This window comes from Cellulophaga sp. F20128, assembly GCF_023015805.1.
In the GTDB taxonomy this organism is placed as follows: Bacteria; Bacteroidota; Bacteroidia; order Flavobacteriales; family Flavobacteriaceae; genus Cellulophaga.
In genome coordinates this window covers 1-25,714 of the sequence record NZ_JALKBA010000027.1, presented here as the reverse complement: position 1 = coordinate 25,714, position 25,714 = coordinate 1, and the positions used below count along the sequence as shown (strand labels likewise).

At 35.7% G+C, this 25,714-nt stretch carries 28 protein-coding genes; 24 read left to right on the top strand and 4 right to left on the bottom strand.

The genetic code is table 11. The annotated features are described in order from the left end of the window. Window positions 1-507 precede the first annotated feature (507 nt). On the top strand, window positions 508-1,779 hold the full coding sequence (gene purD, locus MWU65_RS16675) for a phosphoribosylamine--glycine ligase (protein WP_247079805.1): 1,272 nt from the start codon (window positions 508-510) through the stop codon (window positions 1,777-1,779). Window positions 1,780-1,962: 183 nt separating this feature from the next. Here purD and MWU65_RS16670 read toward each other — a convergent pair whose 3' ends face one another. Then, window positions 1,963-2,196 (bottom strand): uracil phosphoribosyltransferase, encoded by a 234-nt coding sequence (locus tag MWU65_RS16670; protein ID WP_247079803.1) that lies wholly within the window; start codon window positions 2,194-2,196, stop codon window positions 1,963-1,965. A 365-nt stretch (window positions 2,197-2,561) separates the two neighbouring features. Here MWU65_RS16670 and MWU65_RS16665 point away from each other — a divergent pair, with 365 nt between their 5' ends. Genes MWU65_RS16665 through MWU65_RS16655 form a run of 3 tightly spaced genes read left to right on the top strand, consistent with a single transcriptional unit; the run spans window position 2,562 to window position 4,855 of the window. Beyond that, on the top strand, window positions 2,562-3,176 hold the full coding sequence (locus MWU65_RS16665) for a hypothetical protein (protein WP_247079801.1): 615 nt from the start codon (window positions 2,562-2,564) through the stop codon (window positions 3,174-3,176). Between the two features lie 31 nt (window positions 3,177-3,207). Further along, window positions 3,208-3,807, top strand: coding sequence for a DUF4254 domain-containing protein (locus MWU65_RS16660; protein ID WP_247079799.1), 600 nt, complete (start codon window positions 3,208-3,210; stop codon window positions 3,805-3,807). Then, window positions 3,797-4,855: a glycosyltransferase family 9 protein gene (locus tag MWU65_RS16655; protein ID WP_348646046.1), complete on the top strand. Its 1,059-nt coding sequence runs from the start codon at window positions 3,797-3,799 to the stop codon at window positions 4,853-4,855. The genes MWU65_RS16660 and MWU65_RS16655 overlap by 11 nt, the downstream gene beginning before the upstream one ends. A gap of 19 nt (window positions 4,856-4,874) precedes the next feature. Here the strand turns inward: MWU65_RS16655 and MWU65_RS16650 are convergent, their stop codons facing one another. Both MWU65_RS16650 and MWU65_RS16645 read right to left on the bottom strand, forming a co-directional pair. Then, entirely contained in the window at window positions 4,875-5,675 is an 801-nt protein-coding gene (locus tag MWU65_RS16650; protein WP_247079797.1) for a glycoside hydrolase family 16 protein, read from the bottom strand. Window positions 5,676-5,769: 94 nt separating this feature from the next. Continuing rightward, on the bottom strand, window positions 5,770-6,378 hold the full coding sequence (locus MWU65_RS16645; RefSeq protein WP_247079796.1) for a TetR/AcrR family transcriptional regulator: 609 nt from the start codon (window positions 6,376-6,378) through the stop codon (window positions 5,770-5,772). 269 nt (window positions 6,379-6,647) lie between these two features. On the opposite strand from MWU65_RS16645, the gene MWU65_RS16640 reads away from it, so the two are divergent. The 8 genes from MWU65_RS16640 to MWU65_RS16605 all read left to right on the top strand — a co-directional run bounded on the left by MWU65_RS16640 (window position 6,648) and on the right by MWU65_RS16605 (window position 16,085). Next, window positions 6,648-7,346 carry a DUF2064 domain-containing protein gene (locus MWU65_RS16640; RefSeq protein WP_247079795.1) on the top strand — a complete coding sequence of 233 codons (699 nt, stop codon included), beginning with the start codon at window positions 6,648-6,650 and terminating at the stop codon, window positions 7,344-7,346. 96 nt (window positions 7,347-7,442) lie between these two features. Then, a complete protein-coding gene (locus MWU65_RS16635; RefSeq protein ID WP_247079794.1) occupies window positions 7,443-10,661 on the top strand; it encodes a SusC/RagA family TonB-linked outer membrane protein in 3,219 nt (1,072 codons plus the stop codon). Window positions 10,662-10,671: 10 nt separating this feature from the next. After that, window positions 10,672-12,120 (top strand): SusD/RagB family nutrient-binding outer membrane lipoprotein, encoded by a 1,449-nt coding sequence (locus MWU65_RS16630; RefSeq protein WP_247079793.1) that lies wholly within the window; start codon window positions 10,672-10,674, stop codon window positions 12,118-12,120. Window positions 12,121-12,132: 12 nt separating this feature from the next. Further along, window positions 12,133-13,185 (top strand): nucleoside hydrolase, encoded by a 1,053-nt coding sequence (locus MWU65_RS16625; protein WP_247079792.1) that lies wholly within the window; start codon window positions 12,133-12,135, stop codon window positions 13,183-13,185. A gap of 2 nt (window positions 13,186-13,187) precedes the next feature. Beyond that, a complete protein-coding gene (locus MWU65_RS16620; RefSeq protein ID WP_247079791.1) occupies window positions 13,188-14,174 on the top strand; it encodes a phosphotransferase in 987 nt (328 codons plus the stop codon). Between the two features lie 86 nt (window positions 14,175-14,260). Further along, window positions 14,261-14,863 (top strand): hypothetical protein, encoded by a 603-nt coding sequence (locus MWU65_RS16615; RefSeq protein WP_247079790.1) that lies wholly within the window; start codon window positions 14,261-14,263, stop codon window positions 14,861-14,863. A 136-nt stretch (window positions 14,864-14,999) separates the two neighbouring features. Beyond that, the gene (locus MWU65_RS16610; protein WP_247079788.1) at window positions 15,000-15,395 is read left to right on the top strand and encodes a VOC family protein; all 396 of its coding nucleotides are present in this window, start codon (window positions 15,000-15,002) and stop codon (window positions 15,393-15,395) included. Between the two features lie 267 nt (window positions 15,396-15,662). Further along, window positions 15,663-16,085, top strand: a complete 423-nt coding sequence (locus tag MWU65_RS16605) for a GNAT family N-acetyltransferase (protein WP_247079786.1) — start codon at window positions 15,663-15,665, stop codon at window positions 16,083-16,085. 82 nt (window positions 16,086-16,167) lie between these two features. Here MWU65_RS16605 and MWU65_RS16600 read toward each other — a convergent pair whose 3' ends face one another. Continuing rightward, on the bottom strand, window positions 16,168-17,217 hold the full coding sequence (locus MWU65_RS16600) for a ferredoxin--NADP reductase (protein WP_247079784.1): 1,050 nt from the start codon (window positions 17,215-17,217) through the stop codon (window positions 16,168-16,170). Window positions 17,218-17,444: 227 nt separating this feature from the next. Here MWU65_RS16600 and MWU65_RS16595 point away from each other — a divergent pair, with 227 nt between their 5' ends. From MWU65_RS16595 to MWU65_RS16540, 12 genes are all read left to right on the top strand, one after another. Then, entirely contained in the window at window positions 17,445-17,783 is a 339-nt protein-coding gene (locus tag MWU65_RS16595; RefSeq protein ID WP_247079783.1) for a PadR family transcriptional regulator, read from the top strand. Window positions 17,784-17,820: 37 nt separating this feature from the next. Next, window positions 17,821-18,507, top strand: a complete 687-nt coding sequence (locus MWU65_RS16590; protein WP_247079782.1) for a hypothetical protein — start codon at window positions 17,821-17,823, stop codon at window positions 18,505-18,507. A gap of 59 nt (window positions 18,508-18,566) precedes the next feature. After that, window positions 18,567-20,039 (top strand): DUF5687 family protein, encoded by a 1,473-nt coding sequence (locus MWU65_RS16585; protein WP_247079781.1) that lies wholly within the window; start codon window positions 18,567-18,569, stop codon window positions 20,037-20,039. 58 nt (window positions 20,040-20,097) lie between these two features. Further along, a complete protein-coding gene (locus MWU65_RS16580) occupies window positions 20,098-20,832 on the top strand; it encodes an ABC transporter ATP-binding protein (protein ID WP_247079780.1) in 735 nt (244 codons plus the stop codon). Between the two features lie 216 nt (window positions 20,833-21,048). After that, window positions 21,049-23,013, top strand: coding sequence for a hypothetical protein (locus tag MWU65_RS16575; protein ID WP_247079779.1), 1,965 nt, complete (start codon window positions 21,049-21,051; stop codon window positions 23,011-23,013). A 7-nt stretch (window positions 23,014-23,020) separates the two neighbouring features. Further along, a complete protein-coding gene (locus MWU65_RS16570; protein WP_247079778.1) occupies window positions 23,021-23,266 on the top strand; it encodes a hypothetical protein in 246 nt (81 codons plus the stop codon). Window positions 23,267-23,393: 127 nt separating this feature from the next. Beyond that, on the top strand, window positions 23,394-23,651 hold the full coding sequence (locus MWU65_RS16565; protein WP_247079776.1) for a hypothetical protein: 258 nt from the start codon (window positions 23,394-23,396) through the stop codon (window positions 23,649-23,651). A gap of 274 nt (window positions 23,652-23,925) precedes the next feature. Beyond that, window positions 23,926-24,078, top strand: coding sequence for a hypothetical protein (locus tag MWU65_RS16560; RefSeq protein WP_247079774.1), 153 nt, complete (start codon window positions 23,926-23,928; stop codon window positions 24,076-24,078). Window positions 24,079-24,116: 38 nt separating this feature from the next. Continuing rightward, window positions 24,117-24,287, top strand: coding sequence for a hypothetical protein (locus MWU65_RS16555; RefSeq protein ID WP_247079772.1), 171 nt, complete (start codon window positions 24,117-24,119; stop codon window positions 24,285-24,287). Next, a complete protein-coding gene (locus MWU65_RS16550; protein WP_247079771.1) occupies window positions 24,287-24,772 on the top strand; it encodes an Imm52 family immunity protein in 486 nt (161 codons plus the stop codon). Before MWU65_RS16555 ends, MWU65_RS16550 begins: the two co-directional genes overlap by 1 nt. A gap of 75 nt (window positions 24,773-24,847) precedes the next feature. Continuing rightward, on the top strand, window positions 24,848-24,997 hold the full coding sequence (locus MWU65_RS16545; RefSeq protein WP_247079770.1) for a hypothetical protein: 150 nt from the start codon (window positions 24,848-24,850) through the stop codon (window positions 24,995-24,997). Further along, window positions 24,942-25,229, top strand: coding sequence for a hypothetical protein (locus tag MWU65_RS16540; protein WP_247079769.1), 288 nt, complete (start codon window positions 24,942-24,944; stop codon window positions 25,227-25,229). The genes MWU65_RS16545 and MWU65_RS16540 overlap by 56 nt, the downstream gene beginning before the upstream one ends. Window positions 25,230-25,714: the final 485 nt, after the last annotated feature.

The window sequence follows — 25,714 nt, the reverse complement described above, 5'->3', positions numbered from 1 at the left end:
AAGCGATGAAATAATTAGTATCGAGAAGTTTTAGGGGTACATTGTTTTCAATACACTAGCTCATTCTTCAATAGCCCTCGCCCCGAATGGTCGGGGGACATCTAGATTACCTTTACTTAAAATACGGTATGTCACTTCGAGTGAATTATTTCGTAGCGCAAGCGATGAAATAATTAGTATCGAGAAGTTTTAGGGGTACATTGTTTTCAATACATTTTTTCATACTTCAATAGCACTCGCCCCGAATGTTCGGGGACAGTAATAGTGTACATCTAGCTTTATGTTCAAAATTATCAATATTAATAACTGTACAACCATCAACTATCAACGGACAACCGACAACCAACAACCAATTCACCGTGTTGCATCTCAATTTTACTATTGTTAAAGACTATAATGGTACAGTAATCTAAATTCTGACAACGAGGCAGGCTACTAGAAGTATTTTTCAGCATTTTTAAAGGATATTTGTTTATAGTGCTGTATTTTTGAGCAAATTTTTAGATTATGAACATTCTTATTCTTGGTTCTGGCGGTAGGGAACACACGCTTGCATGGAAATTAACACAAAGTCCAAAACTTACAAAACTTTTTGTAGCACCCGGAAACGCTGGTACTGCGGCTATTGCCAAAAATATACCAATTAGTGTAAACGATTTTGAAGCCATAAAAAAAGTAGTACTTTCTGAAGGGATTTCTATGGTCATTGTAGGCCCGGAAGATCCACTAGTGAACGGAGTACATGATTTTTTCTTAAACGATATCGATCTAAAAAAAATAGCGGTTATTGGACCGCAAAAGGCAGCTGCAACCTTAGAAGGCAGCAAGGACTTTGCAAAGGAGTTTATGATGCGTCACAACATCCCTACGGCAGCCTACAAAAGTTTTAAGGCTGAAACACTCACGGAAGGTCAGGCTTTTTTAGAAACGCTACAAGCACCCTACGTTTTAAAGGCAGATGGATTGGCAGCTGGGAAAGGTGTTTTAATCTTACAAGATTTGGAAGAAGCTAAAAAAGAACTATCAGCCATGTTGGTCGATTCTAAATTTGGGACGGCAAGTACAACAGTTGTTATTGAAGAATTTTTAGACGGAATAGAATTAAGTTGTTTTGTGTTGACCGATGGAAAAAACTATAAAGTATTACCAACAGCCAAGGATTACAAACGTATTGGGGAAGGAGATACAGGTTTAAATACTGGTGGTATGGGCGCTATTTCTCCCGTTCCTTTTGCAAGTCAAGAATTTATGGACAAAATTCACACCCAAGTTGTAAAACCAACGGTAAACGGCTTAGTTAAAGACAACCTACCCTATAAAGGATTTATTTTTATTGGCTTGATAAAAGTAGGAGACAATCCCAAGGTAATCGAATACAACGTACGCTTAGGCGATCCGGAAACGGAAGTTGTTTTGCCTCGTATACAAAACGATTTGGTTGAGGTGTTTCAGGCTGTTGCCAATCAGACCCTAGATCAAATAGAGATTAAGATTGATGACAGAACGGCTACTACGGTAATGACCGTTTCTGGCGGATATCCTGGTGGTTATGAAAAAGGCAAAGAGATAACTGGCCTAGAAAAGGTAGAGGGATCTCTAGTTTTTCATGCTGGTACAACCTTAGAGGATGATAAAGTAGTGACCAATGGCGGACGTGTAATGGCGGTGACATCTTTTGGAGCTAACTTTAAAGAGGCTCTTGCAAAATCGTATGAGAATGTAGAAAAAATACATTTTGATAAAATGAACTATAGAAAAGATTTAGGATTCGATTTATAGTCTAAGGAATTGGAATATGCGATGCAACGCTAATCACCCTAAACATATGGATTTAATGACGTAATACGTATCGAGTACAAAAATTTCAAAAGCAATAAAATAAAAAACCCAACAAGAATGTACAATACATTCTTGTTGGGTTTTACTTTCTAGGTACTTAGCTAATTTAGCTAAATAACGCTATTATATATCTATAAAAGAATGCGCGTTTGAGCTTTTATCTTCTTCATTGTTAGCGGCATGCTCTTTCAATTGTAACATCCAATATACCATTGCAACGGCACCAATAATCATAAAAATCCAATTCAAGGTATTGGCAGCCCACCAGCTTTGTAACTCTAATGCGCGTAGTGCATCCAAAGGAGCAAAAAGTACATCAACAAATAAATCCGCTATTGCTTTAAAAAATGTTTTCATCTTATATGTATATTTACCCTACAAAAATATAAAAACTCTAGATGATTTCAAGCTTTTTTGGAAAAACAAAACCAATAAATTATATAATAGTACTTGCTTTCCTATTTATCTTCTACTGGATCGTGCGTATTTTATGGCTAGAAATAGAGTTTGTGCCCCAGGTAATCCTTGGGAATATCGGGGTATTAACTATACTTTTTTTCAGTTTTTTTGTAGTAAACTTTATCGTAAAGCGCAATAAATTAACCAAAACGAACTCTTTTACAATTCTCTTTTATGGGTTATTGTGTATCCTGTTTCCTGAATCTTTGATGGACAACAATGGGATATTCTGTAGCTTCTTCCTGTTATTGGCCACTAGAAAATTGTTAAGCTTAAAATCCCTCAAGGACATTAAATATAAACTATTTGATGCGGCTTTGTGGGTTGTCATCGCAAGCTTATTTTATGATTGGGCCTTGCTTTATATGGTGTGGATTTTTGTTGCCATCTATATATATGAGCCAAAGAATATTAGAAATTGGCTTGTTCCCATAGCGGCATTTGTGGGCATCTTTTTAATTACACTCAGTGTCCTTGTGCTTTCTGATAAAACAGGTTTTTTGCTAAACCATTATAGTTTTACCTTAAAGTTTAACAAAGAAATATTTTTAGAATGGAGCAAAAGCTCCAAGCTTGTCGTGTATTTAATAGCCATTATTTTTATTGGGTTTTGGAGCGGAATTAAAATTGGAAAATCGGGTGTAGGGCGTATTGCCAGTATTCGACTTATTGCTCTTTCATTTGCAATCGGAATCGTATTAACTCTTTTAGAAGCAGCAAAGGGATCATTTCCCATTATGGTGACATTTTTTCCTGCAGCGGTATTCTTAACTAATTATATAGAAACTATTCGCAAATCGCGCTTTCAGGAGATTGCCCTTATTCTGTCTATTGTGGTACCTTTTTCAATATTTATATTTGAGGTTTTACTGAATTAAAAAATGGGTATCTTTGTTAAAAATTAGTACTATGTTCAGTGAGTTTGCCTTTAAAATATTTAACGAAAGTATCGCAAAGTATCATGTAAAAGATGATGTTTATCAAGCCTTTAACAATCCGTACCCCAAAGATGAAATTGCACATTTGTTGTATCGAAAGAATTGGATAGATACCGTACAATGGCATTATGAAGATATTATAAGAGATCCAAAAATAGAACCGGTAAGTGCTTTAGAATTAAAGCGTAAAATAGATGCTAGCAATCAAGACCGTACAGATTTGGTGGAGTATATAGATAGTTATTTTCTAAATAAATACGCATCGGTTACAAGCAAGAGCGGAGCCACACTAAATACAGAGAGTCCTGCTTGGGCAATAGATAGGCTATCTATCTTAGCCTTAAAAGTGTATCATATGCAAGAGGAAACACAGAGAGAGGATGCTTCCGCAGTACACAAAGAAAAATGTTCCCTAAAATTAAATGTGCTGCTAGAACAAAAGAAAGACCTGTCTACTGCGATAGACCAGTTACTAGCGGATATTGAAGCAGGGAATAAGTATATGAAAGTCTACAAACAGATGAAGATGTACAATGACGATGAGTTAAACCCCGTGCTTCGTGGAAAATAATGCTACTGTAAAGCACCTTTTAATTATTCGCTTGTCTGCTATGGGAGATGTAGCCATGACTGTAGCAGTAGTTATGGGTTTGCTTCGTAAAAACCCAACCCTAAAAATAACTATTTTAACCCGTAAATTTTTTGCGCCAATGTTTGCGCAATTACCAAGAGTACAAATTTATGAGGCAGATGTAAAAGGCAGACACAAAGGGTTTTTGGGGCTTTTTAAATTATATAAGGAGTTAAAAGCATTGCAGATTACTGCAGTTGCCGATCTGCACAATGTGTTGCGCTCTAATGTTTTAAAACGTTTTTTTAAATTATCGGGAATTCCCTTTGTTCAGATTAATAAGGGTAGAGCAGAAAAGAAGGCGTTAACAGCTTCTAAAAATAAAGCTTTTATGCAATTAGAAACCACGCAACAACGCTATGAGGCTGTTTTTTCTAAATTAGGCTTTCAGCTAGAGGTTGACGAATCTTGTTCCTTAGCAAAAGAAAAATTAACGGATACAATACTAGCCCTAGTGCCTCAAGACAGTAAAAAATGGATTGGGATTGCTCCCTTTGCGGCCTTTGCAGGAAAAACATATCCCTTGGAACTGATGGAAGAAGTACTGGCAACCTTAGATGCAGCAGATACCTATACTTTACTGCTTTTTGGAGGCGGTGAACAGGAACAATCCGTATTGGAAAAATGGGAAAACACCTATGCTAATTGCACTTCTGTAGTAAAAAAAATAAGTTTTAAAGAAGAACTTACTTTAATCTCTAACCTAGATGTTATGTTGGCAATGGATAGTGGCAATGCCCATTTAAGTGCCCTTTATGGGGTCCCTACAATAACCCTTTGGGGTGTTACACATCCCTATGCCGGGTTTTATCCATTTGGACAGCCAATGGCAAACGCCTTGCTAGCCGATAGAGAAAAATTTCCGCTGATACCTACATCGGTTTATGGCAATAAATTTCCAGAGGGATACGAAAAGGCTATGGAAACTATTGTACCAGCTATGGTGGTCCAAAAAATTGTTGCAGTGGCCAACGCTCCATTGTATTAGTCGTACTTTTTACTAGGAATTACTTGGTATAAAGCTTAACGTAATCTACTTTTAAATAGTTGGGCCAAGTTGTGGTAGTATCCGGAGATTCCTTGCGTGTTCCATTGTTTAAAACAATGTACATGTCTTTTTTAGGCCATTCTTTTATACCATCTTCCTGTAATCGGCGAACCTCTTTTCCATCAATATACCAAACAGCAGTATTGGCAGTCCAAGCAAATCCATAGGTATGCCAAGCTTCACTATGATATACTTTATCAAAATCTGGCACAAAATAATTTTTCCATTGCTGATTTGGATAGGGCGAATGACATAAATGCATGCCCATTTGGTCAAAACCCAAATTTTTTCGATAACCAAAGTATTCAAACAAATCCCACTCCGGACACCAACTCAAATCTTCAGGGATCAACCATATAGCTGGCCAAACTTTATCTCCTTTTGGAAATTGAGCCCTGATCTCTAAGTATCCTTCAGTATAGAAAACTTTATGCATAGACATCACCCAGCCAGAACTATATGCAAATTTACCTTTGGGACTTGTGCCATTTATGGTTCTTTTCTGATTCCGAAGCACTAAAATGCCATTTTCTATATACACATCTTCTTCCGTGTAATACGCATCATAAGCATAATTCAGAAAATTCTTTCCTGCGGCTCCTGGAACCAAATCTCCTGTCGCCTTATCTTCTAATCCAATAGTCCAGTTCTCTTTATTAAAGGTGTTAAAGTGGTCTTGCCACTTTAAGGAGAATCCCTCTTTTATTAATAGCTGAGAAATAGGATCCTTACCAACTTTTTTTGCTGAGGTTTTAAACATACAGGACGAAAGGCAAAGAAGAGCTATTCCGCCAAATAGTAGGGAAGTAAATATGTTGTTTCTCATAATTCCGTATCACAAACCTGTAAAAAGTCTATCGCTTAACGATAATGGTTTTAAAATAACTCCGTAATTGTTGCATAAATTTATAGCGTAAAAGTTTAGCATTTCCTTCTACCATTAACAAGCGAACCCCAATATAGGAAGACATTAAATAACTGGCGACAGCTTCACTATCTACATGACGATTTATATACCCGTCTGTTTTTCCTTTTTGCAAACACGTAATTAGATTTACTTCCCAAACCCTCAGTATTTCATTTAACAATTTTATAATAGCCGGATTCTTACCATTAAATTCGGTGATAAAATTACTGAGAACAAAGCCGTTGTCTAGGTCATTATGTTCTGTGGTTTCTAACGCACTATCAAAACATTTGTCTAATATAAATGTTGGATCTTCTAAGCCCTCAATAGGTGCTATTAATTCGCTGTATACTTTTTGGAAAATGATATTTTGTACTATGCTTATAAAAAATTCTTCCTTGGATTTAAAGTGATAATAGAATGCCCCTTTCGATAAGGATAACTCCTTAAGCACATCATCTACACTAGTATCATAATACCCTCTTTTGTAAAATATGGCAAGACCTACGGACTGCATCCGTTGCATGGTGGCCATTCGTTTTAGGTTTTTTTCCATTACTATTGGTTTACATTAAAAAGACCGTATGGTTTGTTGCAAATATAACAAACTTTTTATGGGATACAGGCAATGACGTGTAAATTCAAATAAAAGCGGTGAACCGTCCTAAGCCCTAACATAAATTGACCTTTGTAAGCATTCACAGACCAACTGGTTTAAAAATTTAGGATAAAATGAGGCGAAGAAAGGGCTGTTTTCCTTAACTTTTGAAACTATATTTGAAAAATAATTTAAGGTTTTTATTTTTTAACGACCAAGAATAAATAATGAAGCGTAACACCAACAAGACGGTACTTTTAGTTTTTTCTCTTTCGGCACGGATTGAAGCGGAACGGAAGCCTTTGTTTGGTGCGCACAGAAGGAATGTCACTAAAGATTTTTATGATTTATTAATTCAGGAAACCTTAGAGGTAGCCAACAAAAGTGGGGTAGATGTTGTTTGGATGGATGAAACCCAGCAGCAAGGAACTAATTTTGAAGAGCGCTATACCAACGCCTTTAAGGAATTGTATCGCCAAGGGTATGCCAATGTTTTGTCTATCGGTAATGACACACCTGGCCTTACTGTTCATCATATAAAAGAGGCTATTCAAGCACTTCAAAAAAATTCATTGGTTTTTGGACCTTCCAAAGATGGTGGAGTTTATCTTCTAGGGATTAACAAGGCAGTTTTTAATGAAGTAGCTTTTAAAGAATTACCGTGGTTAACACCCAATCTTTCTAAGGCTATAGATGCCCTGGCTAGCGGAAATTATATCTCGTATTCCGTTTTAGAAACCTTAATTGATATAGATTCCAAAGCTTCCGTATTAGAATTTGCCTTTACCAACAAGGAATCGGTAGTAAGTACCTTTATTCTTACTCACTTTTATAAGGCACCAGTTTTTTTTAGGACTACAAACCTTGCGTTAGGAACCCATAGCTCTTACTCATGGTTTTCACGTAGAGGACCTCCACGTTTATAAATTATCGCGGGAACACATTGTAAAGAATTGGCAAGGTAAGTTTACAATCAGCCTTCTATTCTTTTAGATAATTTATTCATTCTTATTTACATTATTATGAAAATAGTCTTAATTGCAGTTATGCAGTTATTTGCTATGCTAGGTTTTGCACAGACAAATTCCTATACGGCAAAAATAGTAGACCAAGACAATCAACCTATTCCTTTTGCGACGGTACATGAAATTGGGACGCAAAACTATACAACGACAAATATTGATGGTGAATTTACGTTGGTTACCACGGCTACAAATTTTAGTTTACGGATATCGTCCATAGGTTTTGTTTCTAAAGATATTAGGGTAACCAATTCAAATTTACGGAGCGTATTAATTTTAGAATATTCATCAGAACAATTAAATGAAATTGTGGTTACTGCCTTGGGTATTGAACGCGAAAAACAGTCACTAGTTTCTGCCGTTACTATGGTCTCTTCAGAAAAACTAACGGATGTTATCTTAACAAATGTGGTAAACAGTCTTGCGGGGCAAGTTGCAGGAGTGCAGGTAACCAACGGATCGTCTGGGGTTGGCTCTTCCTCGAGAATTGTTATTCGCGGTGAGAATTCATTAAGTGGTAGCAATCAGCCATTATTTGTAGTAGACGGTGTCCCCATCAGTAATGAACAAATTACCAGTAATCTCGTTAATAATGGAGCATTACAAGAAGTAGATTATGGAAATGGTGGCGCTGAGCTTAGTACAGATGATATTGCAGCGATCTCTATTTTAAAGGGGGCGGGCTCTGCAGCCCTTTATGGTGCTAGAGCAGCTAATGGCGTTGTGCTTATAACCACCAAAAGAGGAACAAACAAAAAGGGTTTTGGCGTAACTACAAGTAGTTCCTTAACAATTGAAACACCCCTTACCTTGCCTGACTATCAGAATGTATACGGTGGTGGTTCTAATGGGGTATATTCGTTTCAAAATGGAGCAGGCGCAGGTATTCAAGATGGGGGCTTAAGTAGTTATGGCCCTAAACTAGACCAGGGCTTACTTATAAATCAGTTTAACAGTCCTTCTGTAGATATTAACGGCAACCCTGTACGTGCTGGTGATGTTATTTCTAGAACCTATGCCAACGGGACATTTACTCCAATTACTGCAACCCCTTGGGTGTCTAATCCAAATAATGTGCGTAACTTTTTTAAAACAGGAGTTACCCAGCAGCATAATATTGCGATTAATTCTTCGGGTGAAAACGGAAGTAGTAGAATCTCCTATTCTAATTTAAGAAACACGGGCATTGTACCCAATACCGATTTAGACAGGGACGGAATTTCCTTGAGTGTAGATCAGAAATTAAGCGAAAAACTAAATGTAAATACCTTTGTAAACTACATCAATACAAGAAGTGGTAACCGACCTAATTTGGGCTATGGTTATGAAAATCCTTTGTATGGGTTTAACTGGACGGGCAGACAGGCCAATGTAGCCGCCTTAAAAAACTACTGGCAAGCCGGTCAGGAGAACGTACAGCATTATGATATTAATTATCGATGGCTTACCAATCCGTACCTCACCGTTTATGAGAACACCAATAGTTTTGATAAGAATAGAATATTGGGCAATGCCGCTGCGGTATATGACTTTTCAGACAAGCTGCGTTTAAGTGTCCGCGCGGGTATGGATATGTATAATGACAAACGAGAATTTAGACGTGCCGTGAGTACCAACGCTAATCCAGAGGGTTCCTTTAGAGAAGATAATATCAACTTTAGAGAACTCAATACGGATGTTTTACTTTCGTATACGGATGTGCTAAACGAGGATTGGAAATACACACTATCAGGAGGAGCCAATCGGTTTGACCAAGAAATAAAATACAGCTATGCGGAAGCCTCACAATTGGCGATCCCAGATGTGTATACCTTGGCAAATTCTAAAACCCCGTTGGTGGGTAATAGCAGCCTGTTCACAAAACGCATTAATAGTCTATACACTACAGGGAATTTAGCCTATAAAAATTCCCTTTATTTTGATTTTACATACCGAAACGATTGGAGTAGCACCTTGCCTGCAAACAGCAATTCTTTTGGATATTATTCTGCCGGCTTTAGTTATGTTGTCAGCAATATGTTTCAAATGCCCGAAGCCATATCATTCTTGAATTTGAGATTTAGTGCGGCAAGTGTAGGGAACGATACAGATCCCTATCAAAATTCACAGAACTTTTTGTTCAATCAGAACTATGGGGCTGATTTTAGAATTACTAATGAAACGGTGCTTAAAAATGCCAATATAAAACCAGAACGCTTAAATGCCTATGAAGCGGGATTAGAAGCTTGGTTTTTAAACGGTAGCGTACAATTTGATGTGGCTGCCTATCAAAATACAAGTGTAGACCAAATTATCTCAAGACCCATTTCGCAAGCCAGTGGTTTTGGAAATTTTAATGTAAATGGCGGAAAAGTGCGTACGCGAGGTTTTGAAGCCTTAGTAAGCGGAACAATAGTTAAGGGCCCAGAATTTCAATGGCAGAGCTCGGTAAATTTTTCAACTTTTAAAAGTGTAGTTACAGAACTTCCAGAAGGGGTAGATCAATTTGTAACCGGTACTGCCAATATATTTTCAGGTGGTGGTGGTTCTAATACCGTTTTTTATATCGCTCGTGAAAATGGGCGTGTTGGAGACATGTATGGAACTGGTTTTGTTGCGGTAGACGGACAAATAGTACACGATTCCAAAGGACTTCCTGTTCAAGATCCCAATTTGCGATTGTTAGGGAATTACAATCCAGATTTTACTATGGGACTCAATAATAAATTCTCTTACAAAGATTTAGATATTACCCTTTTGTTCGATTGGCGTAAAGGGGGCACTATTGTTTCTAGAACTAAGGCCTTGGGGAGTACTGCAGGGGTACTAAAAGAAACCTTGGTAGGTAGAGAAACAGGAATTGTTGGCAGTGGTGTTGTGAATACAGGGACTGTGGATAACCCCCAATATACACCAAATACTACGGTGGTTTCTGCACAAGATTACAACAATGCATTTTATGATCGTGGCAATGAGGCCAGTGCCTTATACAGCGCATCTTATGTAAAACTTAGGCAGTTAAGTATTTACTATAATTTTCCAGAAAAACTCGTGAATTCTATGGGTGTTAATACCATTAAAGTGGGTGTGGTTGGTAGTAACTTATTGTTGTTTACAGAGAATCCACATTTTGACCCAGAGTTGAATGCACTACAAGAACAGCGAATTACCTATGGGGTGGAAGATTTTTCATACCCATCAACAAGGAGTTTTGGCGTTAGTCTGAAAACTGAATTTTAAGAAGTAAAAAATGAAAAAATCTATAAAATTAGTCGTAATGTTTGTTGTAGTAGCTGCCTTTATTGGGAGTTGCACAAACGATTTTAGCGATATCAATGAAAACAAGAACGATCCAGAAAGTGTAGCTCCTCAATTTTTGCTTGCGAATATTATTTCTGTTTCTTCAGATGTAAGTGCCTTTGAACAGGGGTTTAGGCAATCCAATTACCTGGCTCAATTTTCTGCTAGTATTGAGTTTGAACGTATAGACCGCTATGAAATGGGCTCTAATAGTGACTATTGGGATGTTATCTTTCGATTGCTTTCGGATGTTAAATCAATGAAGGTGGCTCCAGCTTCTAATGAAGCCTATGCTGCCGTGGGAGACATAATGCAGAGTTATTTGTTTTCGCAATTGACAGACTTATGGGGAGATGTTCCTTATACCGAAGCCTTAGGGGCTTTGGAAGGTCAATTTTTACCAAAATACGATACCCAAGAAAGTATTTATACGGATCCTGAAACCGGAATATTAGCGGTGTTGAAAAAAGCAACTACTGTTCTTGAAAACACAAACGCTAGTATAAACGGAGATGTTCTCTTTAAGGGCGATCTAAATAAATGGGTGCGTTTTGCAAATTCACTTCAGGTTCGGTACCTAATGCGAATTAGCAAAAGAACAACCAACTTTAGTGAGTTGCAAACCTTAGCAGATGGGGGAATGATTATGCAGTCTAACGCAGATAATGCGGTAGTGCCCTATTTAAGTTCGGCTCCCAATCAGTTTCCCTTGTTTAACGCCTCTGCGGGCACTTACCAAGAACACAGCATGACAACAACCGTAGATTCGGTTTTAAAGGCTTGGAATGATCCTCGTGTGGCTGTACTATATAAACCGACGAAGGCTTCTCAAAATTTGGCTATGCCAGAATACAACGGTCTGCAAAATGGACAATCGAGCAGTACTATTGCCGCCAATGGTATCGATCTTAACAATATCTCTTTGTTTGGGAGTATTTTTAGGGATGTAGCCAATGGTGTTGATGCCCAGTACATGCAGTATTCAGAAGTGCAATTTGCCTTGGCCGAAGCGGTTACAAGAGGGTATATTACTGGCGATGCCAATGCCTATTACCAAAACGGAATTGCCGCTAGTTTTGAGTACTACAAAACCCAACTTCCAGCAGATTATTTTTCGCGCGAGGCTATTGCCTTAACAGGTACTGCGGATGATCTTACTAAAATACTTTCCCAAAAATGGTTGAGTTTAAATTCTGTAGGACATGAGGCTTGGTTTAATGTGCGTAGAACAGGAATTCCCAACTTAAAACCAGGGCCAGACAATTTTAATGAAAATAAATATCCCGTTCGGTATTTATATCCAGAATCGGAACAAGCAACAAACAACGACAACTACCAAGAAGCAGTTAGTCGCATTGGTGGTGATAATATCAACAGTAAAGGTTGGTGGGAAAAATAAAAATTATAAAAGATGAAAAAAATTAAACTTATTGGTATTTTATCTATGATTACAGTGCTTTCAGCCTGCAATACAAAGACAAAGAAAGAGGAAGCAACAACAGTAAAAACGCCTATTTCATCGGTAGAACAAGAAACTACCGATGCTATTAAAAAGGTTTGGATAGATGCCGACTTGGCCGTTGGGATGAAAAGAATAAACAGACCGGGCTATTCAGATGTTGATGATGGCTATGCAGTTTTACAATTGTTAAAAGCCAAAAATGTTGCGATTAAAGGGATGAGTACGGTCTTTGGAAACTCGAGCTTAGAAAATGCTTTTGCCATTGGAAAATATATAAGTGCCGAGTTTGCGGCAAATAAAATAGCAGTGTATCAAGGAGCAGAAAGCGCTATTAATTTGGATAGTGTAGTTACCAATGATGCGGTTGAAGCTATGGCTGCTGCCTTGCAAAAAGAACCCTTGATTATTTTGGCTATTGGGCCTGCAACAAATGTTGGACTTTTATTGTTGAAATATCCTGAATTAAAATCACAAATTAAAGAGGTGGTTTTGGTAGCAGGTAGAAGAACACCCACAGATTATTTTAAAATTGGAAACAAGGGAAGACATGCCAAGGATTTAAATTTCGATTTGGACAACAATGCATTTCGAATCCTTTTTGAAAACGAAGTACCCGTGGTACTCTGTCCTTTTGAAATATCGAGTAAGGTATGGGTTGGTCAGGAAGATTTAAACGAATTAAAAACAGCTAGCCCTGCCACAAAGTGGTTGGCAGAAGCTTCCGAACCTTGGTTAGCACAATGGCTAGATCAAGGAGCTACCGGTTTTAATCCGTTTGATGTGTTGGCAAGTCATTATATCATAGCCCCAGAAGATATTGTGAAGGAGTCTTTAAATGCACGTTTAGAACTGCATACAGATGATACTGTTAAGGAAAACGACAAACAAGTTTTTAAACAGTATTTACTCTGCGATAAAGAAAAAGGAAGTCCGGTTACCTACTGTTATGATGTTGTACCCGGCTATCACCAAAAATTAATAGCAAGTTTAAAAGTAAAGTAGTTGTGATAAAATTAAACACCAACCTAGGAGATTTATCTGCCTACCTTAAAGATAAGAATTGGCTTAAAAACGATGAAACTATTGTTGCGGTAGAAAAGCCCGGTGAGGGGAATATGAATTTTACGCTTCGGATAAGTACAAACAGTAGATCGTTTATTGTAAAGCAGAGTCGTGACTATGTAGAAAAATACCCGCAAGTAGCGGCTCCTGCAGAACGGGTTTTAAGAGAGGCTGAATTTTATAAGTTTATAGAAAGTGTACCTGCCTTGAAAAAAATGATGCCCACGCTTATTGGTTTGGATGCTGACAATAGTGTGTTGTTAATGGAGGATCTAGGGAAAGGTTCAGATTATTCGCATATTTATCAAAAAGGAAAAATAATAGCTGAGGCAGATTTAAATGCGGTACTCGATTTTGCGGCAGTATTACACAATAGCATTACGGTAGAAACCACCTCAAAAAGGATTGTTAACCGGAAAATGCGAGAACTAAACCACGAACATATTTTTAGGTATCCCTATGTAATGGATAACGGGATACACCTAGATGATATCCTTCCGGGATTGGAGGCAGCAGCGGCGGATCTAAAAAATGATGAAGGACTTAAACATGAAGTTGAAAAACTAGGAGTGCTTTATTTAAAAGAAGGAAAGACCTTGTTGCATGGTGATTATTTTCCTGGGAGTTGGCTGGCTACAGCGGACGGCGTAAAAATTATTGACCCTGAGTTTTGCTTTTTTGGTCACGTAGAATTTGAAATAGGGGTGACAATGGCCCACTTAAAAATGGCAGACCAGCCGGAAGAATTACTTAAAAATGCAATGGCGCGCTATAAGTTAGCTGTAACTTTAGACGAGGCGTTGTGTGAAAAATTCACGGCCATAGAAATATTGCGTAGAATTATGGGGTTGGCGCAATTGCCATTGGAAATAGACTTGGAAAAACGAGTGGCGTTGATGGAAGAATCTCGGAAAATACTGATGCCGTAAATTTGTCCCAAAGAAAACTTATATTTGATGATAGAGGCCTGATATATAAATTTTTTAGAGATAAATTGAGTGCAACACTATGACTTATGAGAAATTTAAAAAATATTATTTTCATAACAGTACTATCTTTTCAATGCAGTTACGCACAAAACGATTCTCTGACTTTTAAAATTTCATCTGATTTAGAGGGTGTTGCGAATTACGAAAAATTCAAAACAATTGCACAACCAAAATCTTTACTGGACATCTCTTTTTATAAAGACAATTTTGGTGAATTCTTTGGTTTACCAAAGAGGTTGATTCGTCCTGAGTTAAAAAATCAAGAAATTATCAAATGGGCCAATGAAAGTGAACCCAAAAAATTAACCAAAAATTGGGTAGAAAGCTATACATACGATGCTGAGGGCAAACTAATTGAATACCAATATTCTAGTTGTGTAATCTGTTCGCAATTGCCTTGGGGTTATAAACTGATATACAACGAAAATAAAGAAGTAATTGAACAGCGAATTTATTCTTTACATTTAAAAAATGTAGACAAAGAAATTGGGGTACTATCAAAAACTGAACTGGATGAAGAATGGTTTACTAGCAAGGTTAAATTAACGTATGACAAAAACGGGAATATAATCGAAGTTGTAAAACATGTAAAAATCGGAATTGAGAAATCAATTCAACTAATTAAATAGGGCTAGGATAATTACTACATTATAAAAAATGGGTTATTTCTGCTATTGTTAGTTTCTAATTTACCGTTGGATATTCCTTGCCTATAAACAAGAGATTAAACGAACTCGATATGCAACAAGCTAAAAAATTGAGAATATGAAATATGCCTATACAATAATTTATGTTGTTGATGTGAGACTGACAATTGAATTTTATGAAAAAGCATTCGGATTTAGTCGAAAATTTGTAACACCTGAAAATGATTATGGCGAATTAATTTCAGGGGAAACAACAATAGCATTTGCATCAGTAGCATTAGGAAACTCTAATTTTAAGAAAGGATTTGAAAAAATTACACAATCGGGAAAACCTGTTGGAGTGGAACTAGCATTTACTTCAGAAAATATTGAGATTGATTTTCAAAACGCAATCAATGCAGGAGCAACGGAATTTGAAAGTATTACGGAAAAACCGTGGGGACAAAAAGTGGGATATATTCTTGACAATAATGGGTTTTTAATTGAAATCTGTACGCCAATAAAAACCGAGTAAATACAGAATTATACCGAAAAATTTATTGAAGATAGCGTTGAAAAGGCATTTTAGTGAACTGAGTAAATAGTTTGGATATCCAGTAGTTTAAACTTATGGTCCTTGTGAGTATTCCTTTTTTCAAATTAAATGTGGCTATCTTACGATTAATATACAGATTGACACAGTCGTACCACCTTCGCAAAGACGTATGTAATTGATATTCAATAGTTATCTTTTTTACTCAGGTTTTAAATTTTACTTATTTTTGATCGAAACAATAGTATTATGAAAATAGAAATGCTTCATCATTCCGATATTACAGCGACAATTCAAGAGCGAGTATCCTCCTTGTATGGCCAGTTGAACCCTACGGAACACCAGAGTCTGTTAGAAGATGCTTTAGCGAACAAAAATGTGCTTATGGTTGTTTGTAAAGAGGATAACGTCATTTGCGGAATGGCCTTATTGGTTACCTATAAAGTTCTAGCGGGGTATCGTGGTTTGGTTGAAGATGTTGTGGTAGATGACGCCTATAGAGGAAAAGGCATCGGCAAACAATTAATGCAAAAGTTAGTAGAACAAGGCAGGGAACTGGGCTTGGACGAAATACTGCTCTTTTCTGGACACCACAGAACGGCTGCCATTGCCTTGTATAAAAGCTTAGGATTTACCATGCGCAATAGTGGCGTATATCAGTTAAAAGTCTAAAAGTCTAAAAGTTGAAATAGTTAATTGTACCATAAACTATACACCATAAACTATACACCATAAACGAACAACGATTAACTACCTACACATCATCATAATCTACTTTTAAAGTAGGTGTCGTAGGATGAGCCTGGCAGGTCAATATCAATCCGTCGGCAATTTCACCATCCGTTAAGATCTGATTTTTATACATTTCTGCTTTTCCTTCGGTAATTCGTGCAATACAACTACTACATACGCCACCTTGACAAGAGTAAGGAGCATCGATGTTTTCTTTTAAAACCGCATCCAATACAACCGTGTTTTTATCCATAGAAAACGTAAACTCTTCATCGTCAACGGTAACGGTAACTTCGGTTTTACCGCCTTCTTTTACAGGCATCTCATCTTTAATTTCTGTGGCGGTAAACAATTCAAAATGAATTTTATCTTCACTAATTTCATTCTCTTTTAAAGTGTCTGTTACTGTGTGTATCATTGCCTCTGGTCCGCACAAATAATAATCATCAAAAGCGATATGCTTGTATTTGTTTTTGATAATATAATTAGAAGTAGACCTGTCTACACGCCCAAACAAAGCATTTTCATCTTGTTCCTGGCTATAAATAAAATGTACAAAAAACCGATTGGCATATTCTAGCTGTAACTTAGCCAATTCAGTATGAAACATAGTCTCCTCAAAGGATTTGTTTCCATAGGCCAATACAAATTTGTTGTTTTTGTTGCTGTCTAAAACAGAGCGTGCAATACTGATAATAGGAGTAATTCCACTTCCTGCAGCAAAGGCAGCAACATTTTTCACCTTATCTGTTCGTTTAAAGGTAAACCTTCCTTCTGGGGGCATTACCTCCAAGACATCACCCACTTTTAGTTTAGAATGTGCATAATCTGAAAACCCTCCATTGTCAACCTTTTTAATCCCAATGGTAATACAACCTTTTTTAGGAGAAGAACTAATGGAGTAAGCCCGGCGTAATTCTTTTCCTTTAATTTCTTTTTTAATGGTAATGTATTGTCCGGAAACAAATTGAAACGTCTGTATCAAGTCTGCTGGAATAGTAAAAGTTACTGCAACAGAAGTTGGAGTTAAGGGTTTTATATGTTGAACCGTTAAAGGGTGAAAGTGACTCATAGGTGTAATTTTTAGCAAAAATACACATTGCTCTATTCATATAAAACCAAGTTTGCTAAAATTTAATACATAGAATTCTTATGCATAAGATAATTATGTATATATTTGATTCAAATGAGGTTTAAAATTTTCAGTAAAATCAGTACTATGACCCTACTGAAATGAGGTTAAGCTGTAGTTGAAAATGGGCAAGTTGCCTCCCTTTGGGAAAATAGAAGATTAATTAAATGGGAAATTCAAAATTATACAAGGGTAGTCTAACTACGATCATTTTAAAACTGTTGGAAGAGCAGGGCAAAATGTATGGCTATGAAATTACGCAGAAAGTAAAGCTGTTAACCAAAGGTGAACTTAAAATTACGGAAGGTGCCTTATACCCTGCATTGCATAAATTAGAGGCAGAAGGTTTATTAGATGTAGAGGTGGCCAAAGTAGATAATAGACTGCGTAAATACTACAAGCTTACTGAACAAGGTGAAGAAGAAACCGTAAACAGATTGGCCGAGTTAGAAGAATTTATCCGGAGTATGCAAAACTTGGTAAACCCCAATTGGAGTATTAAATAAGGAGAGAGATGATGAACAAAGACACAAATGGCATCCTATGAAATTAACCCAAGACCAAATTCAAGAATTATATAGTTTTACACGCCTACATTATGTGGAACACTACGATTTGCAAACCGAGTTGGTAGACCATATCAGCAACGGCATAGAAGAGCAATGGCAGAAAAACCCTCAACTTCCATTTAAAGAAGCATTAAACAAGGAATTTAAAAAGTTTGGAGTATTTGGTTTTATGGATGTTATAGCGCAAAAACAAAAGCTGATGAAAAAGCGGTATTGGAAACTAATTCTTCGTTTTTATAAAGAGTTTTTAAAGCTACCAACCCTAGCAATAATCCTAACAGTGATCCTCTGTTTGTTTGCCATAATCAGAAGTATCCCTATTGCTTATAGAGGCTATACCTTACAAGGGGTACTATTTTTAACAGCCCTAACGTTCTTTTGGTATGCGGTTAAAAACAAAAGGAAATATAAGTCAAAAAACAACAAAAGATGGTTGTTGGAAGATGTCATTTTTCAATGGGGAGATACACTTCAAATTGTACTATTCTTTTATTACTATCCGTTTGGAGTACTAACAAGAACTGCCAATGTTTATATAGAATTTGCCCTCGTCGTTTGCACTGTTTGTGCTGCAGTTCTTGGGTATATTATGGTTGGTATTATTCCTAAAAAAGCAGAACTATTGCTAGAGGAAACCTATCCTGAATATAAATTTCTGTAAAAAGGTGTAACAAATTTTAGATCCGTACTACTAACTTAAAACAATCAATCAACCATACTATGTTTAAACATTTTTTAAACCTTCAATGGAAATCCTTTTTTAGGTCTGCATCGTTTAAAACCAATTTAGCTATTAAAATATTAATGGGTTTTGGGGTGTTGTATTTTGTAGTTGCATTTACATTTTTAGGAGTAGTAGCCTATTTTTTTATCAAGGAGGCTGGTTATGAAGACCCACTGCTTTTTGTAAATAAATACCTGATTTATTATATAGCAGGAGATTTATTTTTTAGATACCTCATGCAGAAAATGCCGGTAACCAATATTAAACCATTATTGTATTTGCCCTTAAAGAAGAGTCAGGTTGTACATTATTCCTTAGGGAAAACCGTAGTGTCTTTCTTTAATTGGACCCATGCGTTCTTCTTTTTGCCATTTTCCATTGTCCTCCTAGTACAAGGCTATAATCCATTGGGAGTTATCGCATGGCATTTTGCACTATTTGCCCTTATTTATTGCAACAATTTTATCAATGTATTGGTGAATAATAAGGATAGTGTTTTCTATCCTATTGCCGCCCTAGTATTAGGATTGGGGGTATGTCAGTACTTTAACCTTTTTGATATTACGGAATATACTGCAACTATTTTTAACGCTTTTTACACCATGTCATGGACCGCCTTAGTTCCTATCGCCCTATTGGTTCTTTTGTACTATGCGGCTTTTAATTACTTTAAGAGTAATATGTATTTGGATGGTGGTTTACAAACCAAACATGCCGTTGCCAAGAGTGAAAACTTGGCGTGGTTAGATAGGTTTGGGAATATGGGAACTTTTTTAAAGAACGATATTAAGCTGATCAAAAGAAACAAACGTCCGCGTACTGTAGTCCTTATGAGTGGTCTGTTTTTATTTTACGGTTTGTTATTTGGCTCGGGAGCTATTGAAGTATACGACGGGCCTATATGGCAGATTTTTGGAGCCATTTTTGTCACTGGTGGATTTCTATTCACATTTGGACAATACGTACCAAGTTGGGATAGCTCTTACTACCAATTAATGATGAGTCAGAATATTAAATACAGAGATTATATTAGATCTAAATGGTATTTAATTGTGATAGCAACCTTGATAAGTACGGTTTTAGCTTCCTTTTATCTCTTTTTTGGCATCAATGCCTACTTAGCCATATTGGTTGGTGCCGTGTATAATATTGGTTTCAATTCGCATATTGTGCTCCTGGGAGGAGCTTATGTTAAGTCGCCCGTAGATCTTACATCAAACAAAAAGGCATTTGGAGACAAACAGGCATTTAATATGAAAACCATGCTCTTATCATTGCCTAAATTATTATTGCCAATGCTTATTTTTGCAGCTGGTTATTATACCATTAGCGATACGGCCGGTTATATTTTTGTGGCCTTGGCAGGGATATTAGGTTTTGCCTTTAGAAACAGGGTATTTACCCAAATAGAAAAAATTTACAAGAAAGAGAAGTACAAAACAATACACGCATACAAACAAAAAGCATAATACAATTTCTTAGGTACTCTCTGGAGTACTAAAAATAGCAACCATAAAACAATACACCATGATACATACACAGAACCTTTCTAAAACTTATGGCGCAGCAACGGTTTTAAACATCGAGAATTTAGAAATCCCCAAAGGACAATGTTTTGGTCTTGTAGGAAATAATGGCGCAGGTAAAACTACCTTTTTCAGCCTATTACTAGATTTAATTGAGCCTACAACAGGGCAGATAATAAATAATGGAGTACAAGTAAATACAAGTGAAGATTGGAAGCCTTTCACCTCTGCTTTTATAGACGAATCTTTTTTAATTGGATACCTAACACCTGAAGAATATTTTTACTTTATCGGGGAGTTACGCGGACAAAACAAGGCAGATGTAGATGCATTAGTTGGAAGTTTTGAAGACTTCTTTCACGGTGAAATTTTAAATCAAAAAAAATATTTAAGAGATTTGTCTAAAGGAAACCAGAAAAAGGCAGGTATAGTCGCTTCTTTTATTGGGAAACCAGAGGTGGTTATTTTAGACGAACCTTTTGCAAATTTAGATCCAACAACACAAATTAGACTCAAAGGGATTCTTAAAAACTTAGCGGCCAACCAAAACACAACGGTATTGGTTTCTAGCCATGATTTAAGTCACGTTACCGAAGTTTGTGAGCGTATTGTTGTGCTTAACAAAGGAGAAGTGGTAAAAGACATTAAAACCTCTGCTGCCACCTTAAAAGAGCTAGAAGTGTTCTTTGCCGGAGGGGATTTCCCTGAGGCAATAGCAGTTCTGGAAGAAGAGTAGAAAAAATATTTTTTCTATAAAAAGCCCCCTCAAATTAGGAAAATTTGATGGGGCTTTTTGTTTTAAATCCCAATCCTTGATCTAGGCTATTAAACAAATTTTTTGCCAGGCATTAAAAATTTTAAACACCTAAACCTCACAATAACTGAGGTTTAGGTGTAATCAAAATTCCCAAATAATTTATAATTTAGGTTTTCAAAACACCAACTAAATAATATGAAAAATCGAATAAGTAAATACCTAAGGCATTTAACATTAATGTTTATTTTAGTAATAAGTGTTAATTGTGAAAAAGAAATTGCTGAACCTAATATTGGGACAGTAGTAGAGAATACTGATTTTAAATTAAATCAAGGGACCTTTAATGAGATGTTTAAAACCCCCATGTTTAAAAAAGGGTTTTTGGAAACAATGGAAATAAAAAGTGTTTTGCAAAAAAATAATTACGCCAACAAAACGGGTAAGAAAGACATATATGACTTCACTATTGATTCTAGTACAATAAAACAAGCAACGATAAATAAAATTACTTCATTTTCTATGCTCATAAAAAGAAAGGAAACAAACAATTCCTTTTTTGAGAATTTGGCCATAAAAATAGATAGCCTAGGACAAACAAAGGCATATCTTATAAAATACACTTATACTTCAAAACCAACATACAATCCAGATCATAACAGCAAAAGTTTTGAGGGCACAACTAAAGTAACCACCCTGGACCCTAAACTAATAAATAATGAAAGTGGAAAAATACAACATGAATGTACCTCTTTGTACTCATATATGTGCAATAACGATAAATTGGGAAATTGTAATGGTTTATGGCATCCTGCAGAAAATAACTGTAATAGCTGCATTGTCTTAAAACAATCAGGGATTAGTTGTGGATATTATGATGATGAAGCATTCAATCTTGGTGAAGGAGGTACAACAAACACTTCTGGAGGTGGAGATGGAACCAACAACAATGTTGGCGATGAGGACTTAGACCAATTGGTTGTAGTGCCCGTAGATTGTAAGGATTGTGCGCTACCAGTATTTGAAGACGATGTTTTCGATGCTGAACCTATTGCCATTAAACTTGAACTATCTATAGCTGAAGCAGATTTTTTAAAGGCAAATATCGGTCTATTTACAGATGTTGTAAACTTTTTAGATTTGCATAAAGTAGGGGTTAATGACTATATAGAGGAGGCTAAGAAAATAGCCAGAATGACCATTTCATTAGAAAAATCGAAAGCTAATGCTACCACGGAAATGGCAGTTGCAACAGGAAAAATTGAGAACTTTCCTAGTTTAGAGTATGACAGGATAGATTCCGATTTTGATCAAGGAAGGGGTGTTTTGTACCGATTGAAAAATAGTTTGTTTGTAAGTGAATATACGAGCAGACGAGCAATTAACCAAGGAGATTTATTAAATGCAGATGTTTCCTTAAACCCCAATGGAAAATTTTATTACGTTCATAATCCGGAAACATTTGGTGTTAACGGATGGCATGAAATGCTATTACCAGCCACTGGAGTTTCCCCATACAGCGAGCCATTTTTAGCAGTGGCATTTTGGGATGCCATAAAGGTGACGGCCAGGTATGCTACGCCGCTAGAAGATATGATAATATTAATAGACGGTAAAGATTTTGATGGTGTTGAACAAAATAGGGAACTAGCAGGGTTTATGATAATAGTTAGTATTGTTCCTGGCGGAAAGCTATTAAAACCTATTGGTAAGATTGTTAAAGGAAATAAGGCTTGGAAAATTGCTGCGAAAATAGGGAATAAGACCGTTGTAAAAGCAGCAGAAGAGATTTTTGCAGCCCTAAAAACAGAAAAAAATACAGCTTTCTTTTGGTCTGGAAAAACTAATGGAATTGGTGGAGAAGCAAAGGCTTTAGAAATAGCCAACTCTTTTGGAGGAACTACTTTAGAAAAAACATTAAAAAATAATTCTATATCCTTACCTAGTTTTTCTAAAGAAACGTCTGAAATTTGGAAGCAAGTGTCGGAAGAATATACTAAAAAAGTATCAGGCAAAATTCGTGTGGTTTTAGGTCAAAATATAAACCCTTTGGGAGTGTGGACAACTATTGAACTTCCCACTCTAAAAAACAATTTAAATGTAACTGAAATAATTGCTATTGATCCTGTAACTTTAGTGGAAAAAGTAATTTTTAAAAGATGATATTATTATGAAAATCAAATATGATATTATAAGTAGAGGAATAATGGAAGTTGAAATTGATGAAAAAAAAATGATAATTACTGGAGAAGTTATTCTTGAACCACCTTCATTTTATGCAAACATCAATTCAGTCAATAAGTTTGAACCTCCTTACGATGATTTAGCAATAAGTGATGATTTGAAGTTTAAAATAATAAAGGCCATAGTTCTAGAATCTTACAAAAATGAAAATGTAAGAATATTTTTTAATTGATTGGTAAAAGAAATTTGGAATTAGGTATCTTAAGCATACGCTATGCAAGTTTCAGCCCCACCATATTATTCCTTGGAATAAATTAAATGATGATGTAATAAAAGAAGCTGCTTATGCTGGATTCCATATGAATGCAGAAATTAACGGCAAAGCAATACAAAAATATACTAAACTAACAGGAGAGGGTTTACATGGCAATCATCCTCAATATGATATTTATATTCAAAAATTACTAAATGACTTTAAAATTGATAATCCTGGCTTTTCCCCAGAACTAGCTAAATATTTTTTAGAATACGAATTGATTCCTGAATTAGACAACCTGATAGATTTGGCAAAAAATACAAACTTAAATCTAAATGAGTATTTTAGACTTTTTAATTAAAATAAACATGAAATATTTTAGAGAACCATAAGTTACCAGAACACCATTTTTATCCAATTAAAGTATACCATAAGAACACAATATTGCGGTATTATTGGTTACATTATATTATTAATGATTTCTTAGATACTGAGAATTCATATGGTGAAGTTTTTGAATTTAAATCTCCACTAGAAACTGTAGTAGAAAAAATTTTTCCAATTTATTCATGGAACCAAGTATTAGATGTAAAAAAAACAATAAGTTCAATAGAACTCGTATTGGAAAAATAGTAATGAAAAAAGATTTTCCAAAATATGATGTTTACGAAATCCGATGTATAAATTTTGTTCCTATTATAAGTCAACCTTTAAAAGAAATATTTGAAAAAGAAGGCATTACAGGTATGGAGTTTAAAGCATTTGATAAGTTTTTGGTTGATAAATAAACAAATTGAGACTACCATTAAATTCAGTCTCACTTTTTTTGAGTCTACAACAAGCTGCAATAAAACAAGCGGATAATCAATTAAAAGCTGCTGAAGGCTTACCTGTAGAGTGGCATTTTGAACATAAAATTGTAAGAGATGCCTTTGAATATTTGTTTAGAAATGAAGGGTTTAGTAATTTAACTCTAAAACATACACCAAGAAATTAATGATACTAATAGAAGACATAGTGGTAAGCTGGTATAATAGAAAGGAAACGTTAAAAGAATGTACAGAGTCATTTATTATATTTTTAGAACGGTTAAAAATAATAGACCCACGTTTAGGTGGATGGTATAAAAAAGGATGGAGTAAAAAAGAAGCTTTAGAACAAAAAATCCCCCTTGAATATGATGCCATTAAAAATGAAATATGTAAAACATGTAAAGATGATGAATACCCTGAACTTTCATTCCGGATAGCCTTATGGAATGGTGCAAAAAAAGATTCAGAAGCTTTTGGAATTAGTGCTTCCTTAGGTAGCTCTGAAACAGAAAAATGGAATAACAACTGTTCCCTGTCCTTTCCGTATAAGGGAGAAGTTTATGAGCATTATCTTATAAAGGAGAACAAGCAAAAATTAAAAGAATTATTCATAGACCATTGGCAACCTGAAAAAATAATGGGAGATGATGGGAAATGGATTGATTTGTAATTTTTACCCAAAGCTTTCTTTTGTGTATATAATTAATCACGAACATTCCTTGGAAGGGTAAAAATTAATTTTATTATGAAAACGGATAAAGGAATACTTGATGAGTTTGGGCAGTTGGTTGCTCAAGAATGTTTTGATACCACATATGGAGGTTTTATGGATATTTTAAATGGTAATAACAAAAATCCTACTAAAAAAAAATTGTTTCTTTTTTTTAAAACTTAAAGAAGAAGAAAAGAAAGAAATTAATGCATATATACAAAATGTAATTTTAAGCTCATATTTTAATTTTTTACGAATCTTTGAAGAAAACGAACAGTTTAAAATTGTATATGAAGAAAAAGGCAAACAGGTTAACCTTGTAGAGATTAGTGAAATGTTAAAAGCAGAGCCTATCATAGAAAATGGTTGGATTGAGCGGTTTAGTGAAGAGTTAAAAAAAGGAAAAGATAATTAATGGCAACTTACTTAAAACTAAAAAAGCGCAGATTGCGCTCTAATCTGGCTTTAAACTGTAACTTATGAAAGAGTTCTTTCACCTATTTTTCTTTGTAGCAATCCCTTTTTTGCAGGCACAAAACAAAGGCACAGTTCCCAAATAGGGCTAGTTCCATTACCAAATTTCTTTATACTTATGCTTCAATAGTAACAACAACCTTAAGGAGGTAAAGGGTATTCTTCTCAAAGACTATTTGAAAAAGCACAAGGGAAAGCTTCAGCAGGTAATGAGCTTCAACATATTGTAGAGCAAAATGGACATCAAGGCTTAAACCCTTTGAAGGTTGGTAAAAAGAATATTCATAACACTAAAAACATAATTGAAATACCTACTGGGAAAGGTACTCTGCATAATAGAGTATCAACATATTAACTATCCATACAAGAATTTACTGATGGGAAAATATTTAGGGAATGGGTAAAGGATAAATCTTTTCAAGAACA

Coding starts and splice junctions, on each gene's coding strand:
- MWU65_RS16545 (WP_247079770.1), top strand. CDS start 24,848: ATGAAAACGGATAAAGGAATACTTGATGAGTTTGGGCAGTTGGTTGCT.
- MWU65_RS16570 (WP_247079778.1), top strand. CDS start 23,021: ATGAAAATCAAATATGATATTATAAGTAGAGGAATAATGGAAGTTGAA.
- MWU65_RS16625 (WP_247079792.1), top strand. CDS start 12,133: ATGAAAAAAATTAAACTTATTGGTATTTTATCTATGATTACAGTGCTT.
- MWU65_RS16670 (WP_247079803.1), bottom strand. CDS start 2,196: ATGAAAACATTTTTTAAAGCAATAGCGGATTTATTTGTTGATGTACTT.
- MWU65_RS16635 (WP_247079794.1), top strand. CDS start 7,443: ATGAAAATAGTCTTAATTGCAGTTATGCAGTTATTTGCTATGCTAGGT.
- MWU65_RS16630 (WP_247079793.1), top strand. CDS start 10,672: ATGAAAAAATCTATAAAATTAGTCGTAATGTTTGTTGTAGTAGCTGCC.
- MWU65_RS16595 (WP_247079783.1), top strand. CDS start 17,445: ATGGGAAATTCAAAATTATACAAGGGTAGTCTAACTACGATCATTTTA.
- MWU65_RS16640 (WP_247079795.1), top strand. CDS start 6,648: ATGAAGCGTAACACCAACAAGACGGTACTTTTAGTTTTTTCTCTTTCG.
- MWU65_RS16610 (WP_247079788.1), top strand. CDS start 15,000: ATGAAATATGCCTATACAATAATTTATGTTGTTGATGTGAGACTGACA.
- MWU65_RS16645 (WP_247079796.1), bottom strand. CDS start 6,378: ATGGAAAAAAACCTAAAACGAATGGCCACCATGCAACGGATGCAGTCC.
- purD (WP_247079805.1), top strand. CDS start 508: ATGAACATTCTTATTCTTGGTTCTGGCGGTAGGGAACACACGCTTGCA.
- MWU65_RS16585 (WP_247079781.1), top strand. CDS start 18,567: ATGTTTAAACATTTTTTAAACCTTCAATGGAAATCCTTTTTTAGGTCT.
- MWU65_RS16540 (WP_247079769.1), top strand. CDS start 24,942: ATGGTAATAACAAAAATCCTACTAAAAAAAAATTGTTTCTTTTTTTTA.
- MWU65_RS16600 (WP_247079784.1), bottom strand. CDS start 17,217: ATGAGTCACTTTCACCCTTTAACGGTTCAACATATAAAACCCTTAACT.
- MWU65_RS16575 (WP_247079779.1), top strand. CDS start 21,049: ATGAAAAATCGAATAAGTAAATACCTAAGGCATTTAACATTAATGTTT.
- MWU65_RS16560 (WP_247079774.1), top strand. CDS start 23,926: ATGAAAAAAGATTTTCCAAAATATGATGTTTACGAAATCCGATGTATA.
- MWU65_RS16660 (WP_247079799.1), top strand. CDS start 3,208: ATGTTCAGTGAGTTTGCCTTTAAAATATTTAACGAAAGTATCGCAAAG.
- MWU65_RS16580 (WP_247079780.1), top strand. CDS start 20,098: ATGATACATACACAGAACCTTTCTAAAACTTATGGCGCAGCAACGGTT.
- MWU65_RS16565 (WP_247079776.1), top strand. CDS start 23,394: ATGAATGCAGAAATTAACGGCAAAGCAATACAAAAATATACTAAACTA.
- MWU65_RS16615 (WP_247079790.1), top strand. CDS start 14,261: ATGAGAAATTTAAAAAATATTATTTTCATAACAGTACTATCTTTTCAA.
- MWU65_RS16550 (WP_247079771.1), top strand. CDS start 24,287: ATGATACTAATAGAAGACATAGTGGTAAGCTGGTATAATAGAAAGGAA.
- MWU65_RS16590 (WP_247079782.1), top strand. CDS start 17,821: ATGAAATTAACCCAAGACCAAATTCAAGAATTATATAGTTTTACACGC.
- MWU65_RS16650 (WP_247079797.1), bottom strand. CDS start 5,675: ATGTTTAAAACCTCAGCAAAAAAAGTTGGTAAGGATCCTATTTCTCAG.
- MWU65_RS16605 (WP_247079786.1), top strand. CDS start 15,663: ATGAAAATAGAAATGCTTCATCATTCCGATATTACAGCGACAATTCAA.